The organism is Stenotrophomonas sp. IS26 (assembly GCF_054188265.1).
The window spans coordinates 1-26998 of the sequence record NZ_JBSZJV010000028.1 but is presented as its reverse complement, the minus strand read 5'-3'; the positions used below and the strand labels follow the sequence as shown (position 1 = coordinate 26998).

The window sequence follows — 26998 nt, the reverse complement described above, 5'->3', positions numbered from 1 at the left end:
GGTCACATCCAGCCCGGTACCACGAACAGCAGCCACGCCAGCAGCGGGCCGAAGGCGACGACCAGCCCGCTGTAGACCAGGAAGCGGCGGAACAGCGCTTCGCGCTCTTCCTTCGCGGCCGAGGCCACCACCAACGCGCCGTTGGTGGAGAACGGGCTCACGTCCACTACGGTGGAGGAGATCGCCAAGGCGCAGATCACCCCCGCAGCGCTCAGATGCCCCTGCATCAGGAACGGCACGGCCAGGGGAATCGTGGCGCCCAGCACCGCCGCCGAGGACGCGAACGCCGACACGATGCCGCCGACATAGCAGACCAGCAGCGCGCCCAGCAGGGGGATGCCGATCGCCCCCACGCCATGCCCGATGTAATCCACCGCGCCGGCCTGCTGCAGCACGGCCACGTAGGTGACCACGCCGCTGATCAGCAGCACGGTCGACCAGCTGATGCCATCCACCGCGCCCTTCTGTGAGTTCGGCGAGAGCAGGGCCAGCACCACCGCGACGGTGATCGAGACCAGGCCGACGTTGAGGTTGTAGACCAGTGCGGCGATGCCCAGGCCCAGCAGGCCGATCAGGGTGAACACGCGCTCACGGTTGATGCGCACGTCATCCAGCGCGTCCGGATCATTGGAGAGCGTGCCACCACCGGCCGAGACCAGGGCACCGTGACCTTCGATCGCAAACTGGCGTGAGGAGGCCTGGCTGCCGGCGACCAGCGGTTCGGTCGCCGTCGGTGCGCGACGCATCAGCGCCAGCCCGCCAAAGGCGAAGAAGCAGATGATGCCCATCAGCAGGTTGAAGCCCAGGCTGGTCAGGAACACGGCCATTTCCGTGACTTCCAGGCCGGCCTTCTGCACCACCTGGTTGGTGATGCCGCCATACACGCTGATCGGCGAGAAGCCACCGGCCTGCGCGCCATGGATCACCAGCAGGCCCATCATCAGCGGGTTGATCTTGTACTGCTTGGCAAAGCGCAGCGCGACCGGACCGATGATCGCCACCGCGGCCGGGCCGAGCGCGCCGAAGGCGGTCAGCACCGCGGTGACCACGAACATCACCCACGGGATGGCCACGATGTGCCCGCGCACGGCCTTGACTGCCCAATGCACAAGCAGATCGATGGTGCCGTTCTTCTGTGCGATGGCGAACAGGTAGGTGATGCCGACCAGGGTCAGGAACAGGTCGCCCGGGAAGCCGGCCAACACCTCCTTGCCCTCCATCCCGACGAACAGGCCGCCGATGATGAAGGCCAGCGCGAAGGCCACCGCACCCATGTTGATGGGCAGCGCGGTGGCCACGATGAACATGATCACCAAGCCGATGATCGTTGCGATTTGCGGACTCATGCGCCCTCCCGAGACACTTGATACGCGTGCAGCATGATGGCGACCCGCCATCCGGGGTTACGTGGTGCTGCGGTTACCGGCAGACCTTCATGCGCGTGCGCATGCACCGTCCACCCACTCCAGAACGCCCTCCAGCGTCTGGAAATCCTCCACGGAACGCGCCTCGAGCTGCGGATGCAGCTCGCGTGCACGACGGCTCAACGCCGCGCCCGGGCCCAGTTCCAGAAATACGCGCCCACCGCGCTCGACCGCCTGCTGCAGCACGGTCTGCCACTGCACGGACTGGGCGATCTGCGCCGACAAGGTGCTCACGACACGCCCAACATCGCTGACCAGGCGGCCGTCGATGCCGGCCAGCAGGCGCAGATGGGGGGCGTGCAGTGGCAGTGCGCGCAACGGCTTCTCAAAGCCCTGCGCCGCTGCGGCCAGCAACGGGGTATGCGCGGGCACATCCACTGGCAGCGGGACGGTGCGGGCACCGTGGGCAGCCACGTCGGCGGCGACGGCCTCCAGCCCAGGCCGCAGGCCGCCAACGACCACGTGGTCGGGCCCATTGACGATGGCCAGGAACACGCCGTGCGTCGCGCACAGATGTGCGATGTGAGCCTCGTCCAGCCCGATCACCGCCAGCAAGCCGGCATCGACCGGCGCCGCAGCGTCCATCAACCGGGCGCGCTCGCGCGACAGCGCCAGACAGGCGGCCGTGTCGAAGCTGCCCGCCACCGCGTGCGCGGCCAGCTCGCCGGCGCTGTAGCCGGCGACGGCGGTGATGGCCGGCAGCTGCGTCTGCAACGCCGCCCAATGTGCCAGCGCCGCGGCGCAGACCAGCGGCTGGGCCACTGCGTTGTGGAAGCGCGACGCATCGGCCGCCATCTGTGCGACGGGTGCGCCGAGCAGCGTGCTGGCCAGATCGAGCACCGGCTGCGCCTGCGCATTCGCGCGCACCCGCTTGAACATATCCGGATGCTGGCCGCCTTGACCGGGGCAGAGCAGGACCAGGCTCATGCGCGCTCCTGCAGGTGCAGGAACCACGCGCAGGCCAGCAGATCGGCGCTGCCGCCCGGGCTGAGTCGACGCGCTTCGAACGCGTCGCACACCGCCCCGAGCCGTGCCCGCCAGCCGGACTCGAGCGCGCCGCCCTCGGCAAGGAAGCGACGTGCCTGCTGCTGTGCAAAAGCCAGCCCGCGTTCGCCGCCGCGATGCAGGAGGTTGAGATCGGTAGTGACCGCGACGAGCGACATCAGTGTCTGCACCATCGCGGTCTGCCGGTCACCGGTGGCGCGCAGGGTGGCCTGCAGGGTGGGCAGGGCCACCTCGCGCAGCAGCGGGAATCCCTGCGCCGCCTGTTCGCGCACGCCGGGCACGCCATGCCGCTGGCGGGCGCGCTGGCCAAGGCTGGTGCTGTTCAACGGTGCGGCGAGCAGCGCGGACGCCCAGTGCCCGCGCACCGCATGACAGACCGCAGTGCCTTGGGGCGCAGCATGCTCGACATGACGCAGACGCGCGGACGCGGCGACCAGCAGGCCGAGACTGAAGATCGCGCCGCGATGGGTGTTGATGCCACCCGTCGCCCGCAGCATTGAGGCTTCCGCCTCGATGCCGAGCATGCGCAGATCATCGAACGGCACGTTGTGCGCACCGGCGGCGGCGACCGCCACGAAATAGCCACGCAGCGCGAACAGGCTGCGCAGGAAGGTGGCCGCGTCCATGTCATCGTGGCTGCCGCGGCTCCACGGTGTGACCAACCCGGGTTTGGGGGCGCAGGCCAGTTCGGCATGCAGGCTGGTGATCGCCATCCGGGCCAGCCGATGCGCAGCCGCCGTGGGGGAGGGCGGTGGCAACGGGGCGGGGCGCGGCACGGCGTTCATGCGGCCACCGGCTGCGTCAGCAGGGCATCGCGTGTGGACAACCAGCAGGCGTCATCCGATTTGACGAGGAGGCGGGCGGCACCGCCGGCGTACTCGCGCCAGCTTACGCATTGCCCGCCGGGGAAACGCAGCTCGCCATCGATGCGCAGGCCGTGCTCGCGTTCCCAGCGGCGCATGCGTTCGGTGAGCGCCGCGGCGTGCGTGTGCTCGGTGATCTGCCACAGCAGGTCCAGATCGGAGCCGGCGTGCAGATACGGCAGGCCGGTCAGGCTTTGCCAGGCGAAGCTGCCGAACACGCGGGGCGGTGGGGTGGGCTCGGGCAGGTCGGCCAGCAAGGGAGGCAGCGCATCGCGCCAGGGGGCGGCCAGTGCTTCGGCGACCTCGGGCAGCAACGGCGGCGGCGCGGTGCGCTGCACGTGGGTGCGTTCGATCCGCAGCGACAGCCGCTGGCGCTGCTCGGCCAAGGGCAACGGCACACCCAGCCGCAGCTGATCGCCATCAGTGACCGGATCGCGTCGCGCCACGACGAAGGGCAAGCGTGCTTCGGCCCACGCCCGCAGGCGCGCATCCGCGCCCGGGGTCAGCACCTGCCACGGTGCCTGCGGAGCAAGCCAGACCAGGTCGTGGCGGCGCATGGTTCAGGCCTCCCCTGCGGCCACGGCAGCGGCGACATCGCGTGCCAACCGGCGGCCACCGCGCTCGGCGCCCCGTTCGCGGCGTTGATCGCCGATGACCTGCGCCTGCAGCGCATCCACCAGCGCCTGCGCGAGGTCGCCCTCCCAGATGGCCTCCACGGCGCCCATGCTGACGTAGTTCTCCACCCCCGGCGCGAACACCGGCGAGCTTTGGCTCAGTGCCTGCAGTTTTTCCAGCGGTTGTTTGGTGACGCGGGCCATCGCGCGCAGATCCATCACCCGCACCTGCGCTTCGGGCAGGGCGAAGATGCGATCAGCCATCAGCCCGAACGACAGGAAGCCGCCGCTCACGGACTCGCCATACACCAGGCTGACCAGTGGCGCGCCGCGGCGGCGGGCCAGATCCAACGTGCGCGCCAGGTGCGCGAAGTAACTGTTGATGCCGAGCATTTCATCGCGGCGCGCCAGGCGCTGACCGGCGGTGTCCACCAGCATCACGATCGGCCGCTGCGGATATGCGCGGGTGCTGGCCAGCACGGTGGCGGCCAGCGCCAGTGCGTGATCGACGCCCACCTCCAGCTTGTTGGCGGTGCCGATCACGGTGACCTCGCCGGCGGCGGTGGTGGCGGTGCCGCCCAGCACATCGTCCTTGCGGGTGACCGCGTGGCCGAGCGGGAACAGGGCATCGAGCAGGGAAGTCAGTTCCATGGCAGGCTCCGGTCCTTGACGGCGTCAAGGAAGTCAGCGGTCTCCAGCAGCGGCAGCTGCTCGGCATCGGCAATGCCCTGCAGACGCCAGACCTCCAGGCCATCGCGGCAGCCGCCATAGGTGGTGATTCGCGCAGCAAGCCGGGCGTGCGCCTGATCAATCGCGTCCAGCGGATCCTGCGGCTCGACGTGTGCGGCTATCAGCGCCGTTGCGGCATCACCGAATGCCTCGATGCTGTCGGGCACCAGCTGCACGGCGTCGCCGATCAGGTAGCGGTGTTTACCCCCGGTCACGCGCCAGACCAGGGCGCGGTCGCGCGAGTCGAACTCCTCCACGCCGCGCACGGTCTCGATCACTTCCGGGCCGGACAGCGAGAGACGACCCTCTTCGGACATCACTACCGCCGTGCAGCAGCGGGCGACGATACCCATGCCACCGAACGCACCGTTGCCGCTGCCGATCAGCGCGAACACCGGAATCCCGGCGGCGCGCGTGGCCAGCACCGCACGCATGATTTCGGAAATGGCGATCAGGCCGGCGTTGGCCTCATGCAGGCGCACGCCACCACTGTCGAGCAGCAGCAGCACCGCCTCTGGACGCACCGCAACGGCACGCTCCAGCAGGCCGGTGAGCTTGGCGCCGTGCACTTCGCCCACGCCGCCGCCCATGAATTGGCCCTGCTGCGCGGCGATCAGCACGCTGCGACCGTTCAAACTGCCCGTGCCGACCACGATGCCGTCATCGAACGCGCCCGGTTGATCCAGCTGGGCCAGGTGCGGGCTGATGATGCGGCGGGCCGGGCCGACGAACTCGCTGAAGCTGCCGGCATCGAGCAGGCCGTGGATACGCTCGCGGGCATCGGCCTCGTAAAAGCTGTGACTGCTCACGCGGCGTCTCCTTCCTGCAGAGTTTCCAGCGCCTGCTGCAACCGCAGGCTGACCACCGCCGGGGTCGCACCGGCATCGTTGATCGACAACCGCACATTGCGCAGCGGGTGGCGGGCGGCAAAATCGGCCAGCACGGCCTGCCAGATGGTGTCGAAGCCGGTGGCCGAGGTGATCACCTCGATCTCCATTGCGCCGTCCAGCGGGGTGGGTTCGATCAGCACTTCCAGATTGCCCGAGGCGACCACGCCGACCAGCGCGTGGTGATCTCGCTCGGTGAGATCGTGCTGCCCGGGGAAGCGATAACGCAGGGTTTCCATGGCGTGCCCCTTACCAGTTGCGGAAGCGTTTGGGCGGGTTGTACAACCCACCGGACCAACGCACGAGATCCTTGACCGAGCGCGCGGCGAGCAGGTCGCGGCTGGCATCGCGGGTGCGGATGCCGAGGTCTTCGGGGCGGCGGATGATGCCGCGGTCGCGCAGGTTCTCGACCATCGCGCGGTCGCGGCCCAGGCCGACCGCGGTGTAGCCGGCCACGCCGCGGATCGCCTGTTCGCGTTCCTCCGGGCTGCGGCACAGCAGCAGGTTGGCGATGCCTTCTTCGGTCAGTACGTGGGTGACGTCATCGCCATAGATCATCACCGGCGGCAGCGGCATCTTGGCGCGCTCGGCCAGGTCCCATGCATCCAGACGCTCCACGAAGGCCGGCGCCATGTGCTCGCGGAAGGTTTCCACCATCTGCACGACCAGCTTGCGCCCGCGCGGCATCTGCCCGGGCAGGGCCGCTTCCTGGCCCGCCTTCAGCCAGGCCGGGCTGGCATGGCGGCGGCCGCGGGCATCCGAGCCCATGTTGGGCGCGCCGCCGAAGCCGGCGATGCGATCACGGGTGGCGGTGGAACTATTGCCCTGCAGATCGATCTGCAGGGTGGAGCCGATGAACATGTCGCAGGCGTACAGCCCGGCGGTCTGCGAGAACGCGCGGTTGGAGCGCATGCTGCCATCGCTGCCGGTGAAGAAGACATCCGAGCGCGCCTCGATGTAGCGCTCCATCCCCAGTTCCGAGCCGAACGAGTGCACCGACTGCACGAAGCCGGATTCGATCGCCGGGATCAGCGCGGGGTGCGGATTGAGCGCCCAGTGCGTGCCGATCTTGCCCTTCAGGCCCAGCGATTCGGCATAGGTCGGCAGCAGCAACTCGATCGCGGCGGTATCGAAGCCGATGCCGTGGTTGAGGCGCTGCACACCGTACTCGGCGTAGATGCCCTTGATGGCCATCATGGCCATCAGCACCTGGATCTCGGAGATCTGTGCCGGGTCGCGGGTGAACAGCGGCTCGATGTAGTTCGGGCGAGGCGCCTCGGTGACGAAGTTGACCCAATCGGCCGGGATATCGACGCGGGGGAGGGTGTCGACGATTTCGTTGACCTGCGCGATCACGATGCCGCCACGGAACGCGGTGGCCTCGACAATCACGGGGGTGTCTTCGGTGTTGGGGCCGGTGTAGAGATTGCCGTGGCGGTCAGCGGCCTGGGCGGCGATCAGCGCGACCTGCGGGGTGAGATCGATGAAGTAGCGGCCGAACAGTTCGAGATAGGTGTGGATCGCCCCGATCTCGATCCGGCCTTCGGCAACCAGATTGGCGAGCCGGCCGCTCTGCGGGCCGGAGAACGAGAAGTCCAGGCGCTGGGCGATGCCGCGCTCGAAGACATCCAGGTGCGAGGGCAGGGACAGCACGGACTGGACCATGTGCAGGCCGTGGACCTGCGCCGGATCGAGCTGGGCCAGGCACTCGGCCAGGAAATCGGCCTGCTTCTGGTTGTTGCCCTCCAGGCAGACCCGGTCGCCGGGTTCCAGCACGGTGTGCAGGAGCTGTGGGACCTCGGCATGCGGCACCAGGCGCCCAAGGCCGGCATCGGTGGCCCGCTGCAGCCGTGCCTGGCGGCGATCCGCAAGCGTGTTCCAGTCTCGAGCCATCTGCTGCCTCTACATAATTACGCTGTAATTACGAAACTACCACCCAAGATTGGCGGGGGCAAGGGGGCTGGAATGAGATTGCTGGAACGGCGTATTCATGTTTGCAGCGTTGAATGCCTGCCTCGTTCAAAATGCGTGTTGACCGAGCGCCCGCGCGGACCCTGCCCAGGGCGCTTGGACGAGTTGGAGCCGGTGGGCTACAAAAGACAATAGCCCCGAATGGTTCGGAGTACAGATGCCATGGCAATGAACAAGAAAACGCGCTTGGAGACATTTGATGTGGCCGAGCACCTGCGAACACCCGACGAGATGGCGGCGTATCTCGATGCTTGCATCATCGAAAGTGACGGCGATGCGGCGTTCATCGCCAAGGCGCTTGGGGAGATCGCGCGCGCAAGGCATGAGTAAAGTGGCGCGTGATGCGGGTCTGTCGCGTGACCCTGACGATCAGCTAGGCGCCTTGCCCGCACGCGGCCGCCGCGGCTTCGCCCCCCGCGGCACCACCTTCGGGGTTGCCACGAGCACGCCCCACTGATGCAGGTGTTCCATGCCCGACAGCGCGTCCAGGTACGCCATGAAATGCGTCAGGTAGCCGGGCGAGGTCTCTTTCATCAGCGTCAGCGCGCGATGAACGAGTACACCGGAGTTCAACGGCCCACCATTGGTGGGCATCTGGGCCAGTGATTCCTTGAGCTGGCTGGCATTGCGAAGCCTGGCCCACGTCGCACGGACCTCGCCCAGCACCGGCAATTCCGGATACGCAGCACTGTGCTGCCCGGTCAATTCCGTGACCAGCGCCTGCAGGCCGATGCGTCCGGCTGACGGGCCCGGCGCGGATCGCACCGCTGTCGATGCCTGGGCAATCCGCTCCCTATAGCTCGCCATCAACGCATCCAGCCTGGCCTGCAACAGCGCCTGCACCTCGCCGTCATGCGCCTGCGCGCGGGCATGCAACGCCTCGATCACGGCAAAGCGCGTGCGGTCGATCTGGTCGAGCTTGTCCGCCCGCCAGTTCTCGAGAATCTCAGCGGTTGCGACAGGGTTACGGGGCATCCGCGGCCTTGCTCGCCTTGGGTTTCGGGATCGGGGCGATTTCGACGCGGCGGTTCTTGGCGCGGCCGTCTTCGTCGGCGTTGGAACTCACCGGCTGCTCCGAGCCAAACGCCGCGGCAAACACCGCATCGGACGGCACGCCCTCGGCGATGAGGGTACGGGTCACGGTCAGTGCACGCTCGGCGGAGAGTTCCCAGTTGTCGGCGAAACGCCAGTTGCCGTCGCGCACCTGCTGGTCGTCGGTGAAGCCGCTGACCATGAGGATTTCCTCGCGCGAGGCCAGATAGCCTTTCAACGGCCCGGCCAGACTCTTGAGGACGTCGGCACCTTCCGGCTGCAGCTGGTCCGAGTTCAACGCGAACAGCACATTGCCGCGGATGCCGATGCGGCCATCCACCAGCGTCACACGCCCGGCCGCGAGCGGGCCGGCCAAGGCCTGCTCCAGCGTCTGGCGGCGCTGCACTTCGGCCTGGCGCTGCTTGACCTCTTCATCCAGGCGATGGGTCAGCTCCAGCTGCAGCGCGACCACGCCGACCAGGATCAGCACGAACGCACCGAGCAGCACCGACATCAGGTCGCCGAACGCGGCCCAGATCGGCGCACCTCCGTCGGCCTCGACTTCGATCTCGTCGCTCATGCCGAGGCGGCTCCGGCCTTGCTGCTGCGGCGGCCGGCCAGCTGATGCAGCTCATCGATGATCTGCTTCTGCGAGAGCACGCTGAGGTCGATCACCTCACGCGCCTGGGCAACGTAGTAGGCGAGCTGCTCGTCACTGCGTGCCAGCGAGCCGTCCAGCGAGGCGGCGATCTGGGCCAACCGCTCGTTGAGGCCGTCGCTGGCCGTCCCGAAGGACTGCACGGCGCTGCCCAGCGCATCGGCCAGGCTCGCGACTTCCACCGCGCTGCCGGTGACCTGCGCGGCCACGCTGCCCAGCTTGCCGGTCTCAGCTTCGATGTGATCGGTGAAGCGGGTGCCAACCCGGTCCAGCAGTTCGGCCGAGGTCGATACCAGTGCATCGACGGCGACGCGCTGCTCGTTGGCGGCGTGGTTGACCGCATCCAGCAGGGTTTCCACGGTCGCCAGCAGACGGCTGCGTTCTTCCAGCGTGGCGGTGTCGCGGACCAGGCTGTCGGAGAGTTTGCTGCGCAGCTCGGCAACGACATCGGCCGCGGCCTTGGGCGCTTCCGAAGCGGCCTGCACCAGCCGCGAGATTTCGCTGATCGTCTCGCTGGCGTGCGCCTGGGCCTGCTGGGTGATGTCGTTGGCGGTGCGGGCGAGGGTGTCGCAGATCTCCTGCTGACGGCTGGCCACGCTGGCGCCGCTCTGCTCCCAGCGTTCGCCGAGGCTGGCGCTCATGCCGGTGAAGGCATCGGTCCACACGCTCAGGCGCTGTTGATCGCGCGCTTCCAGTGCGTCCTGCAGCTGGGTATGTGAGTGCTGCATCGCCTCGCCGAGCGAGACCGCCTGCGCCTGCAGCGTCGCGGCGGCGGCATCCAGCGCGTGCTGGTGGCGCTCGCTCAGTGCGGTCGCAGCGGCATCCTGGCGCGCGAGGGCGTGCTGCCATGCCTCGGCGATCTGCGCGGTGGTGGCCTCCATGCGGCTGCCGACCGCGTCGATCAGGCCGGTGGCCCGGGCGTCATGTGTGTCGGTGAAGCTGGACAGTGCGCTGCGCAGATCGGCAGTCAGCGCGGCATGGGTCTGCTGCTGCGCAGCCTGAGCCTCCTGCCAGCGCTGCGCGGTCGCGTTGAGCTCGGTCGAGACGGCTTCAAGCAACGCGCTGGAGCGCTCGCCATGCTGCTCGGCGAACTGGGCCAGTGCACTGCGCAGCTCGGTCGCCATGGCTTCATTGGTCTGCTGCTGTTCGGACTGTGCCGCCTGCCAACCGTCAGCGGTGCTGACCAGCTTCGCGGAGACCGCATCGAGCAGGCCAAGTGCGCGTTGATCATGCTGCGCGGTGAACCCGTCCAGCGCGGCGCGCAGGTCGGTGGTCAGGGCGGTATTGGTTTGCTGCTGGCTGTCCAGCGCGGCTTGCCAGGACGCGGCGGTGGCGGCACGGCTGGCATCGAAACCCTGAGTCAAACCGGCCAACTGGCGCTGCACCGCATCGGTCACCGTTTCGTGCATGGTGGCGTTGGCACGCGCGATGCCGGCGAGCGTGGTGTCCATCACCGGCTGCAAGGCCGCACCGACCGCACGTGCGCTCTCGGCGACGCTGGCCTTGAGCGATTGTTCGATGGCCGCAGTCAGGCGGGCATATTCCTCGTCCGCCTTGGCATGGAAACGCTGCTGGTTAGCCAGCAGGCGGTCACCCGAGGCGCTGCTTTGCTGCTCGATCGCGGTGGTCATGGCCTGCAGCCGATCCACCAGCGCCGGCATCAGTTCGGCCTGTTGCTGCAGCAAACGGAAGGCTTCATTGCGCTGCCAGGATTGCGAATGCGTGTGCAGGGTGGTGGCGATCTCCACGTCCAGCCGCTGCACCGCTTCCAGACGTTCACGCCGGCACAGGGCCGAGAGCAGGCCCAGCATCGCGGAGGTGGCGACACCGGCGATCGAGGTGCCGAAGGCGACCGCAAGGCCCTCCACCGGCGCACCCAGCGAGCCGCGGATGGCCTGCAGGTCGGTCGCGCTTTCCAGCGCCAGTCCGGTGCCGCGCAGCGTCGCCATCATGCCGAGCAGGGTGCCGAGCATGCCCAGCAGCACCAGCAGCCCGACCAGGTACGGGGTCAGGACCGGGCCGGGCAGGGCAACGCGCTCGCCTTCCACGCGCAGGCGCACCGCGTTGCGCAGGCTGGGATGCAGCTGGCCCAGCCAGGTGGCGAGCCCGGCGCTGGCGGTGCCCGCACTGGTGCTGGCTGCCGTGAGCGAGGCGGTCGCCTGCCGGTAGCGATACAGCTCGAGGCCACCGGCGAGGTAGCAGATAGCGATCAGCAGGGCGACCGCGAAACCGACCGGATTGGTGCTGGCATAGCCCGCGCCGATCCAGCACACCGCAACAAGGCCAAGCAGGAAAACAACGTAGTGAAGACTGGTTCTGAACATGACGTCCCGGTTAGTGGGTGCGAAGCGCTGCAAGCAGGCCTTCGATCGGTTGAAAACGGATATCCAGCTCGGCCAGCAGCAGGCTCTGCATGTCGCGGCGGAACACCTCGAGCCAGGCATCATCGGTGCCGTTATCGCGCAGGCGTTCGAAATGCACCCTCAGCAGCACCGGCACCTTGGCCAGCAGGCTGTACTCCCGCGCACTCAGGGTCTGCTCCATCAGCGCATCCACCTCGGCCAGGCGCGCCATCTCGGGCGAGCTGCGGGTCAGCATGTCGCGCAGGCGCCCCCGCAGACGGCTGGTGGCGCTGAGCATGGCGCGCTGCAGGCTGAGATAGCGCTCGCCGTACACGGTGTATTCGATGGGGGCGTCGGCACCGTCGGCGTCAACCACCCGGCGAGGCGGTTTGGTGGGCTCAGGTTCCTGAACAATACTCGCCTCCAGCGCCGCGCGGATCCGCTGGCATTCCGCGTCCTCGTCTGCATCGAAGTCCGGCCCCTCGACCGCGGCCGGCAGCCGGCCATCGAGCGCCTTGGACAACGTCACCGCCCGCGTCCAGTCCACCCACTCGCTGAGCCGGTCTGACAGGGCAGGGCCCGTCGAAGACAGGTTGCTCTCAGCGAGGCGGGCCAGCAGCCGGATGAAGGCCGGGCCCGGGACAGGCGTCCGTTGCGCGGTTTTGGCCATTGTTCCGGTTAAAACGATGAATTTTACACCGTAATGACCGGTGGCCGCCCGGCCCCGGGGTTCAGCCTCGGCGGGCCCTCACTTCGCCAGCAGGGGCCAATAGCCGTCCAGTTGCCGGCGCTGGCGGGCGGTGAGCTCACGGCCCAGTGCGGTCCTGAGCCGGTCCGCTTCAGCGGGCCGGCCGGCCAGGATCGATTCGCGCGCCAGTTCCAGGCGGGCGCGTTGGCGCACGCTGAGATTACCGAAGGGGTCGAACCAGGAATCCAGACGGCGCACATCCTTCACCCCGGTCCAGGTGAATCGTGCCTCGCCGGCGGCCGCCGCAATCTGTTTGTAACGCCCGATCGCCTCGGCGCGACTGATGCGGCCCTGCAGCAGGTCCAGCCGCGTCGCCAGCAACTGCAGCTCAGCGGTAGCGCTGCTGCCGGAGAGGGCGTCCACCGTTTCGCGCAGGAAGGCATCGTCGCGGTTGCCGGTCTGTGCCTGTCTGCCGAGCAGGTTGAAGCTGGCGACCGCGAAGCGGTACGCCGGCAGTTCCTGCCGCTGGATATCCGCATCGCTCGGGGCACCCAGGCTCGACGGCTGCACCACCACGATGCCGGGCTCATCGGCCAGCACAGCATCGATGTCGCGCTTGTGGAACTCACCGACCACCACGACCACGGTGCCGCCTGGATGCGCCCGCGCGGCCGCCGCGATGCGCTTGGCCTGCAAAAAGGTGCGATACAGGAACAGGCGACGCGGCAGGTCCTGCGCGGTACGTGTCGCTGGGGTGAGGCTCCATTGCGTGGAGCGCGCCACGTTCTGCGGATCGTCGGCGTGGAAAAGGGTCTGGTGCAATTGCGCCGGTTCGGGAAAGGTGAGGAACTGTTGGAAGCCCCGGATCGGCCGGATCTCAGGGATCGCCTCCAGGTCCATGCCGAAGCCCAGTTGCGCGTCTTCCGTCGAGGGATGCCAGTCGAAGGGGCACACGTCGATGTTGCGCTCCCGGGCGAACGGCACCACCACGTCCTGCACTTCGTAGGTGAACTCATAGAAATCGTTACGCGCAAATGCCTCCGGCGATCGCTCTATGCAGATCGCATCGGGTGCAGCGCGATCCAGGAACGCCGCCAGCACCGCCGGCCGATCCTCGCGCGCCACCAGTTGTGCGGCATGATCCACGCCCAGCACGATCACCTGGGTTGCCGCTTCAGGCGGAGCGCCCCTTGCCGGCAGCGATAGCATTGCCAACACCACACCCACGACCAACATCCTGTTCATTACGGCTCCTGTGCACACGTTGTGTTTCACAGGGTGGCAGGGTGCAGAGCCGAATGCGGGCGCCGGAAGTTTGTAGTCAGGTGCGTCTCTTCAGCACGGCTGCGGCCAGCTCAAGGGTGGCCAAGGCAACCAATGCCCAGATGAACACGGCCTTGCCGGCGGTGACCAGCAGCCAACCGCCGAAGGGTGGGAATCCGAAAATGCCGATGAAATAGGCGACGACAAACCAGGTCAGTGCTGCGTGGCGGTCTTCCTGGCGCGATCCATTGACCGCCCAGGTCTGAATCACCGGATAGAGCAGGCCGTAACCTGCGCCGGTGAGGACAGCGGCGGCAATCTGGAACGCCGGATGCACCGGCACCCAGAGCAGGCACACCAGCCCTGCAATCAGGCAGCCCAACAGACAGCTGATCAGCGGGGTCCGCGGCCATGTGGGCAGAAGACGTGCCAGCAACAAGCGTGCTATCACGGCGGTGCCGGCGTGAACGGCAAAAAAGGTGGTGGCACTCGCCCGTGTACCTTCGCTCAGCGATCCCTGGAAGGCCATCATGCCGGAGAAGACGGCGCCACCGAATCCGGCCATCACAATCGGACGAATGGCCGCGCTTCTGCCGAGCGTGGCGATGCTGCGCACCCACGGTCGCAGCGCGCCCTCGCGTGGGCAACGCGGTTCACGCAGACCGAATACGGCCAGCAGCAGTGAGGCCACCAGTCCGCCCACGGCTACGCCGATGAATGCAGTACTCAACGGAAACCCGCCGTGTGTCACTGCCAGCGCGAGCAGGATCGGGCTTCCGCAGATACCCGTCATCTGGAACGCGCTGAAGCGGGTGAAGGCAGTGCCACGGGCGCTATCGGTCAGCCGCTCGGACAAGGCGAGGGGCGCACCTAGATAGAACATTCCCCAGCCCAGGCCAATCAGCAGCGCAGCCAGCCCAGGCAGGTGAGCCGGTTCCAATCCGCGGAGACTGGCCAGCAGGGCATAGCCGCAGGCGAGGGTGAACGCACCCAGCGCCGCCAGACGCGCCGCATCGATCCGGCCAGCGCTCCAGCCAACCGCAGGAACACCGATCAGGGTGCCGATCAAGGCCATGCCAAGGGTGCTGCCAGCCTCGATATCGGTTCCGCCGTGCGCGCGGAACCATAGCGAGATGAGGAAGGTGGCGCCATAGCCCGCGGCGGTGAGCAGCGTGCCCAGCATGATGAACGGCGTCGATCTGGGTTGCATGGCGCATGTGCCTGAAGCAGGGTTGTCGATGCAGCGTCCGCCGTCGATGCGCTCGCTTGCGCGTTGTGCTGTCTGTCGCGACGCGCTTCGCGGGGGGGCAAAAGGCGTGTGCGCAGTTTAGAAAGGCCGGGTATCCGAACAGTAGAGGCAAATGCGTCAATAAACGGAATCCAAACCACCGCCACGGCTGGCGGATCGACCTGCATCGGCGTTCTTGCAGCGGCGAACGATGCGTGCCTGCGGGGCTGCATACAGGATGCATACATCCCTATGCACTGCGCACACATTCGGTTGCCTACGGTGGACCCAGAGTGCAACCGCGCTCGGCTTTCCCCATAAGGAGTAGATGATGAGTCAGCAGATCCCCGAAGGTACCCTCGTTGTTGTCGCCGATGGCGGCTCGGCCCGCGTGTTCACCAACGTCGGCACGGCGCATAAGCTGCAACTCAAGCAGGAGGGGGAACTGCAGCTGCAGGCCGTCAGCGAAACCGGCGCGTCCGGGCAGGGCCCGTCCGGCTCGGTGCCGCAGGAAATGACGATTTCCCAGCTCAACGAGGCGACGTTTGCCAAGCAGGTTGCGGCGCAGTTGAACGAAGACGCGTTGAAGAACCGCTACGCACATCTGATCCTGATCGCCGATCCGCAGACGCTGGGCCGTATCCGCCCGCTGCTGCACAAGGAAACGCAGGAGCGCCTGATCAAGGATCTCGCCAAGGACTTCACCAACGCGCCGCTGGAGGATATCCAGCGCGCACTGTCCTGAGGACCGCCCATGGCCTTCGTGCGTGAGTACAGCCCATCGGACATCACCCGCGCCGAGATCGATGCGGGCAGCGGATGGGTGCTGCTGGAATTCGGCACCGGCTGGTGCGGCCATTGCAGTGCCGCCCAGCCCCTGTTGCAGAAGTTCCTTGGCGGCTACGATGCGACGCACCTGAAGGTCGAGGATGGGAAGGGGCGGCCATTGGGCCGCTCCTTTGCCGTGAAGCTGTGGCCGACCGTGATCCTGTTTCGCGATGGCCAGGAAATCGCGCGGGCGGTGCGGCCGCATGAGCGCGAGGATCTGGCGCCGCTGATCGACGCGCTGGAACGCGGCCAGTAGCGCCAGGGAAACAGCTTGAAACACGCTGTTCCATGCGCCCCAGACACGCATGCAGGGGATCGAGTGCGCCAAGTGTAGTAATATGGTCCGCTTGATCACCCCCGGGCCATTGCCCGCTTCCTGGTCATCCATCCCGCAGCGTCGCTGAGTCCACGCGGCCGTCCGGGATCGTCTGTTGCAACCCCTCTTCGCGCGTCGCGCTGTGTCATCAGAGGCGGTATTTCCTGTGCCGTGCGCGGGACCTCGGGCGCCGCGATGGCCTGCTTCCAGGAGAACGCAGATGCAGGACCTGCCTGCCGCACACGCTCATTTCGGCTGGTTCAAACGCCGCCGCCAGATGCATGTCGACGAAGTCACCGTCGTTGATCGCCCCATGTTGAAGAAGGCCGTTGGCGCCGCCGCGCTCGGCAATGCGATGGAGTGGTTCGATTTCGGTGTCTACGGCTACCTCGCCGTCACCCTCGGCCACGTGTTCTTCCCCGACAGCAGCCCGACCGCACAGCTGATCGCCACGTTTGCCACCTTCACCGTCGCCTTCCTGGTGCGCCCGCTGGGCGGGTTGGTTTTCGGGCCGCTGGGCGACAAGTACGGACGGCAGAAGGTGCTCGCGGCCACCATGATCCTGATGGCCGCCGGCACCTTCAGCATCGGCCTGATTCCCTCGTACGACCGTATCGGCATCTGGGCGCCGGCACTGCTGCTGCTTGCCCGCATCGTGCAGGGGTTCTCCACCGGCGGTGAGTACGGCGGCGCGGCAACCTTCATCGCCGAGTATTCGACCGACCGCAACCGCGGCCTGATGGGCAGCTGGCTGGAGTTCGGCACGCTGGGCGGCTACATCGCCGGTGCCGGCACGGTCACCGCGCTGCACATGGCCCTGACCAGCACCCAGATGCTGGACTGGGGCTGGCGCATTCCGTTCCTCGTCGCCGGCCCGCTGGGTCTGCTCGGCCTGTACATGCGCATGAAGCTGGAAGAAACCCCGGCCTTCCGCGCGTATGCCGAAGAGGCCGAGAAGCGCGACCACGAACGCCCCGGCCTGGGCGCGTTGTTCCGCGTGCATTGGGCACAGTTGCTGATCTGTGTCGGCCTGGTGCTGGTGTTCAACGTCACCGATTACATGCTGCTGACGTACATGCCCAGCTACCTCAGCGTCACGATGGGCTATGCCGAAAGCAAAGGCCTGCTGCTGATCATCATCGTGATGCTGGTGATGATGCCGCTCAATGTGCTGGGCGGGTTGTTCAGCGATCGCCTGGGCCGCCGCCCGATGATCATTGGTGCCTGCATCGCGCTGTTCCTGCTGGCGATCCCGTGCCTGAAGCTGGTTGGCAGTGGCAATGACTGGCTGATCTTCCTCGGGCTGATGCTGCTCGGCGTGGCCCTGGTGTGCTTCACCAGCTCGATGCCGTCCACGCTGCCGGCGCTGTTCTACACGCCGGTGCGCTACAGCGCGCTGTCGATCGCCTTCAATGTCTCGGTCTCGCTGTTCGGTGGCACCACACCGTTGGTCACCGCCTGGCTGGTGGAGCGTACCGGCGATCCGCTGGTGCCGGCGTACTACCTGATGGGCGCGGCGGTGATCGGCGTGATCACCATGCTGTTCGTGCGTGAGACGGCCGGGATGCCGCTGCGTGGTTCGCCGCCAGCGGTAGCCAGCGAGGCCGAAGCCCGTGCGCTGATGCACAGCGACGAGCCGGTCACGGTGGATGCGACCCAGCCGACGCTGCCGGTGGCTGCGGTGCCGGAGGATGCGCGTCCCGCGTAGGCGCCGTCCGCTCGGCCCGGCGCCGGCAACACCCGCACCGCAACATGTCAGCCCGGTCGGCCAGTGCTAGGATCAACCTCACCTGAATCGATCTAAATTCAACGCCATGACAAAAACGGGGACGGTACGGTGGTTGGGGCTCGCGGTAGGCGCGATGTTGGTGGCCGGCACGGCCACGGCGGCACCGGCGACGCTCGGCGAACGCGCCTATGCGGCGGTCGATCCGTTCATCGGCACGGCCGGCGAGGGTCACACCTATCCCGGCGCGACCGTTCCGTTCGGGATGGTGCAGCTCAGTCCGGACACCCGCATCCAGCCACGCGAGAAGGCGTATGGATGGGCGGCGGGCTACCGGCATGACGACACCAGCATCGTCGGCTTCTCGCATACGCACTTCTCCGGCAGCGGCCATTCCGATCTGGGCGATGTGCTGCTGATGCCGGTGCGTACCGACGCCAGCCTGGAGCGGGGCGATCCGGACAAACCCGGCAGCGGCTATACCTCGCGCTTCCGCCACGATGACGAGCGCGCCGAGCCGGGCTACTACGCCGTCACCCTGGATGACCCCAAGGTGCGCGCGGAGCTGACCACCAGCACCCGCGTGGGCGTGCACCGCTACACCTATCCGGCCAACCAGCCGGCACGCGTGCTGCTGGACCTGCGCACCAGCCTCTACGATTACCCCGGCAAGATCATGTGGTCACGCCTGCGCGCCCGTGAGGACGGCACCATCACCGGCTTCCGCGAGACCCGCGGCTGGGCACCGGGCCGGCAGCTGTATTTCGCGATGCGCTTCTCGCGGCCGCTGACCGGTCACGCCTTCCACAACACCGAAACCGACATCGCCTACAAGGGCTTCCCGCCACCGGGGCATCAGAGCCCGGCCCAGCGTGCGCAGATCGAAGGCCGCCAGCTGGTGGGCACGTTCGATTTCGGCACGCTGGACACACCGCTGGTGGTGACGGTGGCGATCTCGTCGGTCAGCGAGGCCGGGGCGATCGCCAACCTGGAGAGCGAAGTGCCCGGCTTCGATTTCGATCGCGTCCGTGCCGAGGCGAAAGCGCAGTGGACGCAGGCGCTGTCGGTGCTGAATATCGACGCCCCCGAGCACGACCGCCGCAGCGCCTACACCGCGCTGTACCACAGCCTGCTCGGGCCGACCGTGTTCATGGACAGCGATGGTCAGTACCGCGGCTCGGACAACGCCGTGCACCGCGCCGAGGGCTATACCAACTACTCGACGTTCTCGCTGTGGGACACCTACCGCGCCCTGCATCCGCTGCTGACCCTGGTGCAGCCGGAGAAGCGCAACAGCGATTTCATCAATTCACTGCTCGCGCACCAGCACAACAGCGCCTACGGGATGCTGCCGGTCTGGGCGTTCCACGGTCAGGAAACCTGGTGCATGATCGGCTACCACGCCGTGCCGGTGATCGCCGATGCCTACCTCAAAGGCATCCGCGGGTTCGATGAGAGCAAGGCGTTGGCGGCGATGGTGGCCACCGCGAATTACGGCCCGTACGACGGCATCGCGCAGTACCGCGAGCTGGGCTGGGTGCCGATCGATGAAGAAGGCGAGGCCGCCAGCAAGACACTGGAATATGCGTTCGACGACTGGACCATCGCGCGCATGGCCAAGGCGATGGGCAACACCCAGGTCGCCAGCGAGTTCGAGAAGCGCGCCACGAACTGGCGCAATGCCTATGACAAGGACACCGGTTTCATGCGGGCGCGCAAGCGCGATGGCAGCTTCCGCACGCCGTTCGATCCGAGCGCCAGCGGCTACGGCACGGATTACACCGAAGGCAACGCCTGGCAGTACTCCTGGTATGTGCCGCACGACGTGGCCGGCCTGGCCGCCGCGCACGGTGGCAGCGACGCGCTGCTGGCCCGTCTGGACCAGGTGTTCGAGGCCAAGGTCGACCCGTCCATCTTCGAGCACATGGAAGACATCACCGGCCTGATCGGCTGGTACGCGCACGGCAACGAGCCCAGCCACCACGTGGCCTACCTGTATGCCCATGCCGGCCAGCCGTGGCGCACCCAGGCCCGGCTGAAGCAGATCATGGACACCCAGTACGCCGACCGTCCCGATGGCCTGGCCGGCAATGACGACCTGGGCCAGATGTCAGCCTGGTACGTGTTCACCGCGCTGGGCTTCTACCCGGTGGCGCCGGGCAGCGGCGAGTACATCATCGGCCGTCCGTTCCTGCCCAGGGCGGCGCTGCACCTGCCCAACGGCAGGACCTTCACCATCGTCACCGACGGGCTGGGCAAGGGCCACGACTATGTCGGTTCGGTGACCCTCAATGGCCAGCCGCTGCAGCGCACCTTCCTGCGCCACGACGAGATCCTGGCCGGCGGGGAGCTGCGCTTCACCCTGCAGGCCGAGCCCAACAAGGCCTGGCCGGGGCAGGGCGCCGAGCAGCCGTACTCGATGTCCCACTGACCGGCAGCCGCCCCCCCCTCTGGCCAAAATGGGATTTATGTCCAATTTGGCCAGAAGGGGTATAGTGGGCACATCCCGTCCTGGAGCGTGCCATGACCCTGCCACTGGATCTGCCCGGCCTTGAGAAGGCCACGGCCTCGTCGGTGAAAACCCGCGGCTGGCCCAGCCTGATGCGCACCGTCCGCGAGAAGCAGGCACTGGTGATCACCAACCACAATCACCCCGAAGCGGTGATCGTGGACATCAAGACCTACCAGGAACTGCTGGCCAAGGCCGCCGGCGGCGATGCCGACGAGCGCCTGGGCGAGCTGGAACGTCTGCGCGACGCCTTCGATACCACGCTGGCCAGCCTTGGCCGCGATGGCGGGTTGGGCAAGGTACTGGGGCAGCCGATCCGCCGCGGCCGCAAGGTTGCCCTCGGCAGTCCGCTCTGACCGATGGGACGCATTCTGGTGCTGGCCGGCGTCAATGGCGCCGGCAAGAGTTCGCTGCTGGGCATGTGGCTGGAAGAAGAAGGCCTGACCTGGTTCAACCCGGATACGTTCACCCGCCGCCTGGTGGAGACGGGCTGGTCGCTGGGCGAGGCCAATGCCGCGGCGTGGAACGAAGGCGCGCGCCGGCTGCGGCAGGCGATCGACGAAGGCACCGACTTCGCGTTCGAAACCACGCTGGGCGGCAATACCATCCCGCGCCTGCTACGCGAGGCCTGCGACCGCCACGATGTGGCGATCTGGTTCTGCGGCCTGCAGAGCGTGGCGCTGCACATCGAACGCGTGGCCGCACGGGTCAGCCGCGGCGGGCATGATATTCCCGCCGACAAGATCCGCGCCCGCTACGATTCATCGCGCGAGAACCTGCTGGCCCTGCTGCCGCACCTGGCTGAGCTGCACGTCTACGACAACAGTGCCCCGGCCGATGCCGATGGCGCCGAACCGCTGCCCGTGCTGCAGTTGGACCGCAACGGGCTGCACTATCCGGCCTCGGCGATCGAGCTGCTGCAGACCCCGGACTGGGCCAAGCCGATCGTGATGCGCGCCATGGAACTGCACGACATCCGCTGAGGCGCACCTCGCGCCTGCGCCCGAAGCTGGCCTCAGCCCACCGGCTCGTGGATCGGACACCCATTGAACCGCGAGCGGAACTGACGCGAGGCGGCCATCACCACGCGGCGCGCGCGATTCAAACCGCCGAGTGGACGATGCTCGGCCAGCGCGTGCCACGGCGCGAACGCCAGTGCATCCTCGATGCCGGGCGAGGTGTCGGGTTGCCACGCCTGCTGCTGCGCCACGCTCAGGCGCGCCACCGGGAGAAACGGGCTGTCGGCCTCGGGCCAGGCGACCGATGCATCCTCGATCGGCATGCGCTCCACGTCCCGGCACAGCTGCACCCGCAGCTCCCACTCCACCGGATTGGGGAGGTCGGTAAAGAAGGCCACCACCGCCTCGCGCTGTGCATCCTCGTCCGAGCCGATCTTGTCACCGGTCAGTGCGAGCAGGGCAGGTGAGACAGGGGCCAATGAGAATTTGGCCATGTACGGGCCGTAGAGGAAGGGCACCTGGGTGAAGAAAGTCTCCCCCAGCGGGTGATGCTGCGGCTCGCCGCCCATGCCCTTCAACGTGGCGCTTTGCCCGCCGAGCGCTTCAAGCGCCGCCTCCGCACTGCGCAACGTCGCCGAGATCATGCGTTTGGTGCGGGGCATCCGCTCGGTGGTGGCGGCCAGCAGTTTGGCCGCGCGCAGGAAGCCGGCCACGCCGGGTGTGTTGAAGGCCGGGCCGTTGACCATCAGGAAATCCTGCGTGTGCTGTTCTTCGGCACCTTCGGCACGTGGGCCTTCCACGCCGATCACCTTCAGCGCCATCGCGCGTGGAGTGGACACGGCATCGGGGAGCTGCTCGGCCGGCGGGGAGGAAAGGCGCACCCGTGCGTCGTAGCTTCCCGGCCGCGCGAACAGGCCGTGGCGCAGCTCCGCCGGCAATCCATCCAGCACGCGCAGCCGCCCCTTCAACAACCCCTGGCCCTTGGCATGGACCGCACGATGCGCATGGCCTTCCTGCTCGGCCACGGTCAACGCCATGCGCGCGAATACCTCGGTCAGCTCGCGGATGTGCGCGGCTTCGTCCGCGTCGGCGTGTTCGAGCGAGGCGTGGTAGAGAACGGGTGGGCGCAGCGACATGCAAGGCTCCTTTGTGGTGGCGATCAGGCCGCAGCGGCCTTGGCATTGCCGCCGCCGGCCAAGGCCAGCAGGGTCAGCTTCTCGTCGGTGTCTTTCTCTTCCTTGAGCGTTTCCAGCAGCAGTGGCACCGCCGCCTTGTAGCCCAATTGCTTGGCCAATGCGGCGATGGTGCCGTACGAGGCGATTTCGTAATGCTCGACCTTCTGCGCACCGCCGATCAGTGCGGCATCACGCACCGGGCCTTCTTCGATGCTGTCGATGGCCTCCTTGCCTTCCTCGACAAGGCCTTCCATCGCAGCGCACTTGATCCGCTTGAGCCGGATGCCCAGCAGTTCGACGACCTGATCGATGCGCTCGATCTGCCCCTGCGTTTCGTCCAGGTGCAGGGTGAAGGCGGCGGCCAGGTCCGGGTTGGAGGCGGCGCGCGCCATCCTGGGCAGCGCCTTGGTCAGCTGCTTTTCTGCACTGTAGATATCCGAAAGTTCGTGGATGAACAGGTCTTCTGCGGTCTTGATCGCCATGGAGGTGCTGCCGGTGGGTTTGAGCGTCCGACGCTAGGCGCGTGGGTGTTAGTCCGGTGCACTTTGTTGTGAAGGGGCTCTGCACGCGCTCAGGGCGCGTCTGGCCACGCTTTCAGCAAAGGCAGCGGATCGTAGGCGCCGTCGGCTCCATAGATGCCCCAGTGCAGATGCGGCGGCGTGCCCTTGGCATTGCCGGTGTCACCGACGTAGCCCAGCACGTCGCCCTGCGCGATGATGTCGCCACGCGCCAGGTCTTCGCGCCAGTCATCCAGATGGGCGTAGTAATAGCGCTCGCGCGCCGGCCCCATTACCCAGACCTGACGCCCGCCCAGGCCGCTCTCGCGGATATCGGCAACGATCCCCGGGGTGGCGCTGCGCACCTCGGTGCCCCGCTTGGCGAAGATATCCACGCCGGCATGCGTACGGTCGCGCCCGCGAGGTGCACCGAACGTATCGGCCACCTGGCGTGCGGCAACGCCGGCCACCGGCACAGGCAGGGCAGTGGGGGCGGGCATCTGCGAGAGGCGCCACAGCGCCCGGGGCGATTCGGCGATGGGGCTGTTCCACACCACCCCGGCCACCACGATGCAGACGACAAGCACGAACACCCGTACGAGCCAGCGTCGTACGCGGCGGGCGGGGGAGGTGGCGGACGGTGAGGCACTCACGATGTGGTCCCGCCCCTCTTCTTCGCCGCCGTGCGTCCCGACACATGCAGATGCGCCGGTACATGCCAGCGCCACGGAAACTCGATCGCCTTGCTGATGCCGATCCGCGGCCCGACCACCGGGGCCTGCGGTGGCGCCATCCCATCGGACACGACCCGGATGCCACGGTCATTGCGCACCAGATCCGCGCCGTCCAGGGCGTTGGTGATGCCCATCGCCTGCGACAGCCGGCCCGGGCCACTGGCCAGATCGCGCGCGCGCTTGATCGCCGGCCGCGCCTCCTGGATCAACGCCAGTCCCGCCACCGGCTCCAGCGCCCGCAGCAGCACGCCCCAGCCTTGGCCGATCTCGCCACACACCGCGTTCGAGCCCCAGTGCATGCCATAGCTGAAATATACGTACAGATGACCCGCTTCACCGAACATCGTGGCGGTGCGCGCGGTCATGCCGCGATACGAATGCGCCGCCGGGTCCTGGTCCCCTGCGTACGCTTCCACTTCCACGATGCGCCCCGCGCGACCGTCATCGCGCACCAGCAGCTTGTTCAGCAGCTCGGGCGCCACCTCGGCCGGGTGGCGCTGGTAGAAGCGCCGCGGTAGAACCTTCCACGTCTTCATGACCTTCCGCGCAATGGTTGCACCTTGTCAGCCTGGAACCAGCGCTTACTGTGACGCGGCGAGGGTCAATGCACGATCAAGGCGCCGGCATCGTCACGCCATGCTCGCCTGGCATTCGCGGCAGGTTGATTGGCGCAGGGCAATCCTCGAGGCCTGTCTCCGCCGCCATGCAGCACGTACCATGCCTGCCAGAAAGCGCCTGAAAATCGCGACCTTCAACGTCAACGGCGTGCTGACCCGGCTGCCGCATCTGCTCGCGTGGCTGGCGCGCGAACAACCGGATATCGTTGCCCTGCAGGAACTCAAGGCGACCCAGGAGGCCTTCCCGGAGGCCGCCATCCGCGATGCAGGCTACGGGTGCATCTGGCAGGGACAGCGCTCATGGAATGGCGTCGCGCTGCTGGCGCGCGGCCAGGACCCGATCGAGAGCCGGCGTGGCCTGCCTGGCGATCCGAAAGACGACCAGAGCCGCTATTTGGAAGCGGCTGCGCATGGTGTGATCGTGGGCGGCCTGTACCTGCCCAACGGCAATCCGCAGCCGGGGCCCAAGTTCGACTACAAGCTGACGTGGATGCAACGCCTGCATCGGCACGCGAACAGCCTGGTCGCGCTGCCGCACCCGGTCGCGTTGATTGGCGACTTCAACGTCGTGCCCACGGATGCGGATATCTACGACCCCAAATCGTGGCGCAAAGACGCGCTGCTGCAGCCCGAGGTGCGCGATGCGTATCAGGCGCTGCTCGGGCAGGGCTGGACCGACAGCCTGCGTGCGGTGCACGGTGACACGCAGATCTTCACGTTCTGGGATTACTTCCGCCAACACTTCGCCCGCGACCGCGGGCTGCGCATCGATCATCTGCTGCTCAATCCGGTGCTTGCGCCTCGCCTCAAGGACGCGGGCGTGGACCGCTGGGTGCGGGCGCTGGAAAAGCCCAGCGACCATGCACCGACCTGGATCGAAATCGTGGCGCCACCCAAGCCCCGATAGCCGCACCGGCCCGATATCGAAAACACGCTGGACACGCTACAGTCCTCCGGCAGGTCGTTTGCGAGGGTATTGCCATGCCATATCGGAAAAGGGACATCGCCCCAAGCGTCGGCGAAGGTAAACGCCTGCCGGCCGGCCCGGAAACGCCCGTGTTCTGCCGGGCGCGCGAGTATCCTGCCGGCACGATCATCGCGCTGCATCACCATCCGGACCGCCATCAACTGGTCTACGCCGAAACCGGCGTGCTGGTGGTTCAGGCCGGGGCAGGGCGCTGGGTAGTGCCCAGCACGCGCGCGATCTGGATCCCGGCCGGCATGGGCCACAAGGTCAGCTGCATCGGCGCGGTCGGCATGCGCAGCCTGTACATCCTGCCGCAGGCGATCGCCCACCCGCCGGCCAGCGCGTCCACCGTATCGGTGACGCCGTTGCTGGCGGCGTTGATCCATGCCGCGATGGAGGTGCCGCCAGCGTACCGGCCGGATTCGCGCGACGGGCGGCTGATGCAGTTGATTCTGGATGAGCTGCAGATGCTGCCGGTACTGCCGTTGCACCTGCCGCAGCCCGCCGATCCACGTTTGCAGGCGATCGGCCGGCAGCTGGAATCCATGCCCGACGATCCGTCCACCCTGCAGGACTGGGCCGGCCGCCTCGGCGTGGATGTCAAAACCATCCAGCGCCTGTGCGCACGCGAGCTGGGCATGACCTTCGGGCAATGGCGGCAACAGGCGCGCCTGCTGCGTGCACTGGAACAGTTGGCGCACGGCGAAAAGGTGATCGACGTGGCGCTCGCGCTGGGCTATGCCAGTCCGAGCGCCTTCACCGCGATGTTCAAAAAGCGCTTCGGCCAGCTGCCGAGTCAGTTCTTCCACTGAGGCAAACGCCTCAGTGCATCGTCGTCTTCGGCAGGAACGCCGTCGCCAGCCCGAGCAGTGGCAGGTACGAGGTGAAGTGGTAGACCCATACGATGCCATGCACGTCGGCCAGGTTGCCCAGCCCGGCTGCACCAATACCGCCGATGCCGAACATCAGGCCGAACATCAGGCCCGACACCATGCCCACGCGGCCCGGCACCGCTTCCTGCGCATACACCACCAGCGCAGCGAATGCCGAGGACATGATCAGCCCGATGGCCACTGCCAGCACGGCGGTGCCCATGAGGTTGGCGTAGGGCAGGGCGAGCGCGAACGGCGCCACGCCCAGGAAGGAAATCCAGATCACCGCCTTGCGACCGATCCGGTCCCCGACCGGGCCGCCAATGAAGGTGCCCAGCGCGACCGAAGCCAGGAAGATGAAGAGGTACATCTGGCTCTGCTGCACGCTCAGGCCGAAGCGTTCGATCAGGTAGAAGGTGAAGTAGTTGGTGAACGAGGCGATGTACACGAACTTGGCGAACATCAGCACTGCGATCACCGCGATGGCCTGGATCACCTTGCCACGGCTCAGCCCGACGCCATGGCTCTTGGCCAGGCTCTTCATCTTGGCCTGACCATGCTGCACGGTCCAACCGGTGAGGCGGAACAGCACGGTGATGGCCAATGCGGCCGCCAGCATGAACCAGGCGATCGCACGCTGCCCATGCGGAATCACGATGACGGCGGCGAGCAGCGGCCCGATCGCCGAGCCGGTATTGCCACCGACCTGGAACGTGGATTGCGCGGTACCGAAGCGACCGCCCGAGGCCATCCGCGCTACGCGCGAGGCTTCCGGATGGAAGGTGGCCGACCCGATGCCAACGATGGCCGCGGCGATGAGCAGCATTTCGTAACTCGTGGCCATCGCCATCAGCGCGATGCCGACGAACGTGGCGATCATCCCCGAGGGCAGCAGATACGGCAGCGGCCGCTTGTCGGTGTACATGCCCACCCACGGCTGCAGCAGCGAGGCCGTGACCTGGTACACCAGGCCGATGATGCCGATCTGGCCAAAGGTGAGCGAGAACTCGCTCTTGAACATCGGGTACACCGCCGGCAGCACCGCCTGGATCATGTCATTGAGCAGGTGCGCGAACGCTGCGGCACCGACGATG

27 protein-coding genes and 1 pseudogene are annotated in these 26998 nt (G+C 67.2%); 9 read left to right on the top strand and 19 right to left on the bottom strand.

Features of this window, described 5'->3' with window-relative positions; all coding sequences use genetic code 11:
* Positions 1-2: 2 nt before the first annotated feature.
* The 8 genes from ACW6W5_RS16925 to mdcA all read right to left on the bottom strand — a co-directional run bounded on the left by ACW6W5_RS16925 (position 3) and on the right by mdcA (position 7415).
* Complete coding sequence (locus ACW6W5_RS16925) at positions 3-1346, bottom strand: SLC13 family permease (protein WP_019184589.1); 1344 nt, start codon at positions 1344-1346, stop codon at positions 3-5.
* A gap of 87 nt (positions 1347-1433) precedes the next feature.
* Positions 1434-2351, bottom strand: coding sequence for a malonate decarboxylase subunit epsilon (gene mdcH / locus ACW6W5_RS16920; protein ID WP_152154297.1), 918 nt, complete (start codon positions 2349-2351; stop codon positions 1434-1436).
* Entirely contained in the window at positions 2348-3214 is an 867-nt protein-coding gene (gene mdcB / locus ACW6W5_RS16915; RefSeq protein ID WP_152154299.1) for a triphosphoribosyl-dephospho-CoA synthase MdcB, read from the bottom strand. Before mdcB ends, mdcH begins: the two co-directional genes overlap by 4 nt.
* A complete protein-coding gene (gene mdcG / locus ACW6W5_RS16910; protein ID WP_152154301.1) occupies positions 3211-3849 on the bottom strand; it encodes a malonate decarboxylase holo-[acyl-carrier-protein] synthase in 639 nt (212 codons plus the stop codon). The genes mdcB and mdcG overlap by 4 nt, the downstream gene beginning before the upstream one ends.
* A 3-nt stretch (positions 3850-3852) precedes the next feature.
* Positions 3853-4557 (bottom strand): biotin-independent malonate decarboxylase subunit gamma, encoded by a 705-nt coding sequence (gene mdcE, locus ACW6W5_RS16905; protein ID WP_121036903.1) that lies wholly within the window; start codon positions 4555-4557, stop codon positions 3853-3855.
* On the bottom strand, positions 4548-5444 hold the full coding sequence (locus ACW6W5_RS16900; protein WP_152154302.1) for a biotin-independent malonate decarboxylase subunit beta: 897 nt from the start codon (positions 5442-5444) through the stop codon (positions 4548-4550). The genes mdcE and ACW6W5_RS16900 overlap by 10 nt, the downstream gene beginning before the upstream one ends.
* Positions 5441-5761 (bottom strand): malonate decarboxylase acyl carrier protein, encoded by a 321-nt coding sequence (mdcC, locus tag ACW6W5_RS16895; RefSeq protein WP_121036901.1) that lies wholly within the window; start codon positions 5759-5761, stop codon positions 5441-5443. Before mdcC ends, ACW6W5_RS16900 begins: the two co-directional genes overlap by 4 nt.
* Positions 5762-5771: 10 nt before the next feature.
* A complete protein-coding gene (mdcA, locus tag ACW6W5_RS16890; RefSeq protein ID WP_152154304.1) occupies positions 5772-7415 on the bottom strand; it encodes a malonate decarboxylase subunit alpha in 1644 nt (547 codons plus the stop codon).
* A 240-nt stretch (positions 7416-7655) separates the two neighbouring features.
* Here mdcA and ACW6W5_RS16885 point away from each other — a divergent pair, with 240 nt between their 5' ends.
* Positions 7656-7823 (top strand): helix-turn-helix domain-containing transcriptional regulator, encoded by a 168-nt coding sequence (locus ACW6W5_RS16885; RefSeq protein WP_226956713.1) that lies wholly within the window; start codon positions 7656-7658, stop codon positions 7821-7823.
* Between the two features lie 39 nt (positions 7824-7862).
* Here the strand turns inward: ACW6W5_RS16885 and ACW6W5_RS16880 are convergent, their stop codons facing one another.
* The 6 genes from ACW6W5_RS16880 to ACW6W5_RS16855 all read right to left on the bottom strand — a co-directional run bounded on the left by ACW6W5_RS16880 (position 7863) and on the right by ACW6W5_RS16855 (position 14659).
* Complete coding sequence (locus tag ACW6W5_RS16880; RefSeq protein ID WP_121036898.1) at positions 7863-8468, bottom strand: DUF2894 domain-containing protein; 606 nt, start codon at positions 8466-8468, stop codon at positions 7863-7865.
* Entirely contained in the window at positions 8458-9105 is a 648-nt protein-coding gene (locus tag ACW6W5_RS16875; protein ID WP_121036897.1) for an OmpA family protein, read from the bottom strand. Before ACW6W5_RS16875 ends, ACW6W5_RS16880 begins: the two co-directional genes overlap by 11 nt.
* Entirely contained in the window at positions 9102-11507 is a 2406-nt protein-coding gene (locus ACW6W5_RS16870; protein WP_152154306.1) for a DUF802 domain-containing protein, read from the bottom strand. The genes ACW6W5_RS16875 and ACW6W5_RS16870 overlap by 4 nt, the downstream gene beginning before the upstream one ends.
* A gap of 10 nt (positions 11508-11517) precedes the next feature.
* On the bottom strand, positions 11518-12195 hold the full coding sequence (locus ACW6W5_RS16865) for a DUF3348 domain-containing protein (RefSeq protein WP_121036895.1): 678 nt from the start codon (positions 12193-12195) through the stop codon (positions 11518-11520).
* Between the two features lie 78 nt (positions 12196-12273).
* Entirely contained in the window at positions 12274-13458 is a 1185-nt protein-coding gene (locus ACW6W5_RS16860) for a hypothetical protein (RefSeq protein ID WP_152154308.1), read from the bottom strand.
* 76 nt (positions 13459-13534) lie between these two features.
* Positions 13535-14659, bottom strand: a complete 1125-nt coding sequence (locus tag ACW6W5_RS16855) for an MFS transporter (RefSeq protein ID WP_226956714.1) — start codon at positions 14657-14659, stop codon at positions 13535-13537.
* A gap of 376 nt (positions 14660-15035) precedes the next feature.
* Between ACW6W5_RS16855 and ACW6W5_RS16850 the strand changes: the two genes are divergently transcribed.
* The 6 genes from ACW6W5_RS16850 to ACW6W5_RS16825 all read left to right on the top strand — a co-directional run bounded on the left by ACW6W5_RS16850 (position 15036) and on the right by ACW6W5_RS16825 (position 21066).
* Entirely contained in the window at positions 15036-15449 is a 414-nt protein-coding gene (locus ACW6W5_RS16850; protein ID WP_152154312.1) for a host attachment family protein, read from the top strand.
* A 9-nt stretch (positions 15450-15458) separates the two neighbouring features.
* Entirely contained in the window at positions 15459-15788 is a 330-nt protein-coding gene (locus tag ACW6W5_RS16845; protein WP_152154314.1) for a thioredoxin family protein, read from the top strand.
* Between the two features lie 280 nt (positions 15789-16068).
* Complete coding sequence (proP, locus tag ACW6W5_RS16840) at positions 16069-17556, top strand: glycine betaine/L-proline transporter ProP (protein WP_152154316.1); 1488 nt, start codon at positions 16069-16071, stop codon at positions 17554-17556.
* A gap of 106 nt (positions 17557-17662) precedes the next feature.
* Positions 17663-20005 (top strand): GH92 family glycosyl hydrolase, encoded by a 2343-nt coding sequence (locus tag ACW6W5_RS16835; RefSeq protein ID WP_152154318.1) that lies wholly within the window; start codon positions 17663-17665, stop codon positions 20003-20005.
* A gap of 92 nt (positions 20006-20097) precedes the next feature.
* Positions 20098-20439: a type II toxin-antitoxin system prevent-host-death family antitoxin gene (locus ACW6W5_RS16830; protein WP_121036888.1), complete on the top strand. Its 342-nt coding sequence runs from the start codon at positions 20098-20100 to the stop codon at positions 20437-20439.
* 3 nt (positions 20440-20442) lie between these two features.
* A complete protein-coding gene (locus ACW6W5_RS16825) occupies positions 20443-21066 on the top strand; it encodes a hypothetical protein (RefSeq protein WP_121036887.1) in 624 nt (207 codons plus the stop codon).
* A gap of 32 nt (positions 21067-21098) precedes the next feature.
* On the opposite strand, the gene ACW6W5_RS16820 is transcribed toward ACW6W5_RS16825, so the two are convergent.
* The 4 genes from ACW6W5_RS16820 to ACW6W5_RS16805 form a co-directional block, all read right to left on the bottom strand.
* A complete protein-coding gene (locus tag ACW6W5_RS16820) occupies positions 21099-22178 on the bottom strand; it encodes a catalase family protein (protein ID WP_152154320.1) in 1080 nt (359 codons plus the stop codon).
* A 23-nt stretch (positions 22179-22201) separates the two neighbouring features.
* Positions 22202-22699, bottom strand: a complete 498-nt coding sequence (locus ACW6W5_RS16815; RefSeq protein WP_121036885.1) for a YciE/YciF ferroxidase family protein — start codon at positions 22697-22699, stop codon at positions 22202-22204.
* Positions 22700-22788: 89 nt separating this feature from the next.
* Entirely contained in the window at positions 22789-23367 is a 579-nt protein-coding gene (locus ACW6W5_RS16810) for a M23 family metallopeptidase (protein WP_121036884.1), read from the bottom strand.
* Complete coding sequence (locus ACW6W5_RS16805; RefSeq protein ID WP_152154322.1) at positions 23364-23984, bottom strand: DNA-3-methyladenine glycosylase; 621 nt, start codon at positions 23982-23984, stop codon at positions 23364-23366. The genes ACW6W5_RS16810 and ACW6W5_RS16805 overlap by 4 nt, the downstream gene beginning before the upstream one ends.
* A gap of 181 nt (positions 23985-24165) precedes the next feature.
* Here ACW6W5_RS16805 and xth point away from each other — a divergent pair.
* Both xth and ACW6W5_RS16795 read left to right on the top strand, forming a co-directional pair.
* Positions 24166-24966 (top strand): annotated as a pseudogene (gene xth, locus ACW6W5_RS16800) (exodeoxyribonuclease III); the annotation flags it as partial.
* 80 nt (positions 24967-25046) lie between these two features.
* Positions 25047-25844 (top strand): AraC family transcriptional regulator, encoded by a 798-nt coding sequence (locus tag ACW6W5_RS16795; RefSeq protein WP_152154324.1) that lies wholly within the window; start codon positions 25047-25049, stop codon positions 25842-25844.
* Between the two features lie 10 nt (positions 25845-25854).
* On the opposite strand, the gene ACW6W5_RS16790 is transcribed toward ACW6W5_RS16795, so the two are convergent.
* Positions 25855-26997: an MFS transporter gene (locus ACW6W5_RS16790; RefSeq protein WP_458233666.1), complete on the bottom strand. Its 1143-nt coding sequence runs from the start codon at positions 26995-26997 to the stop codon at positions 25855-25857.
* Position 26998 lies beyond the last annotated feature (1 nt).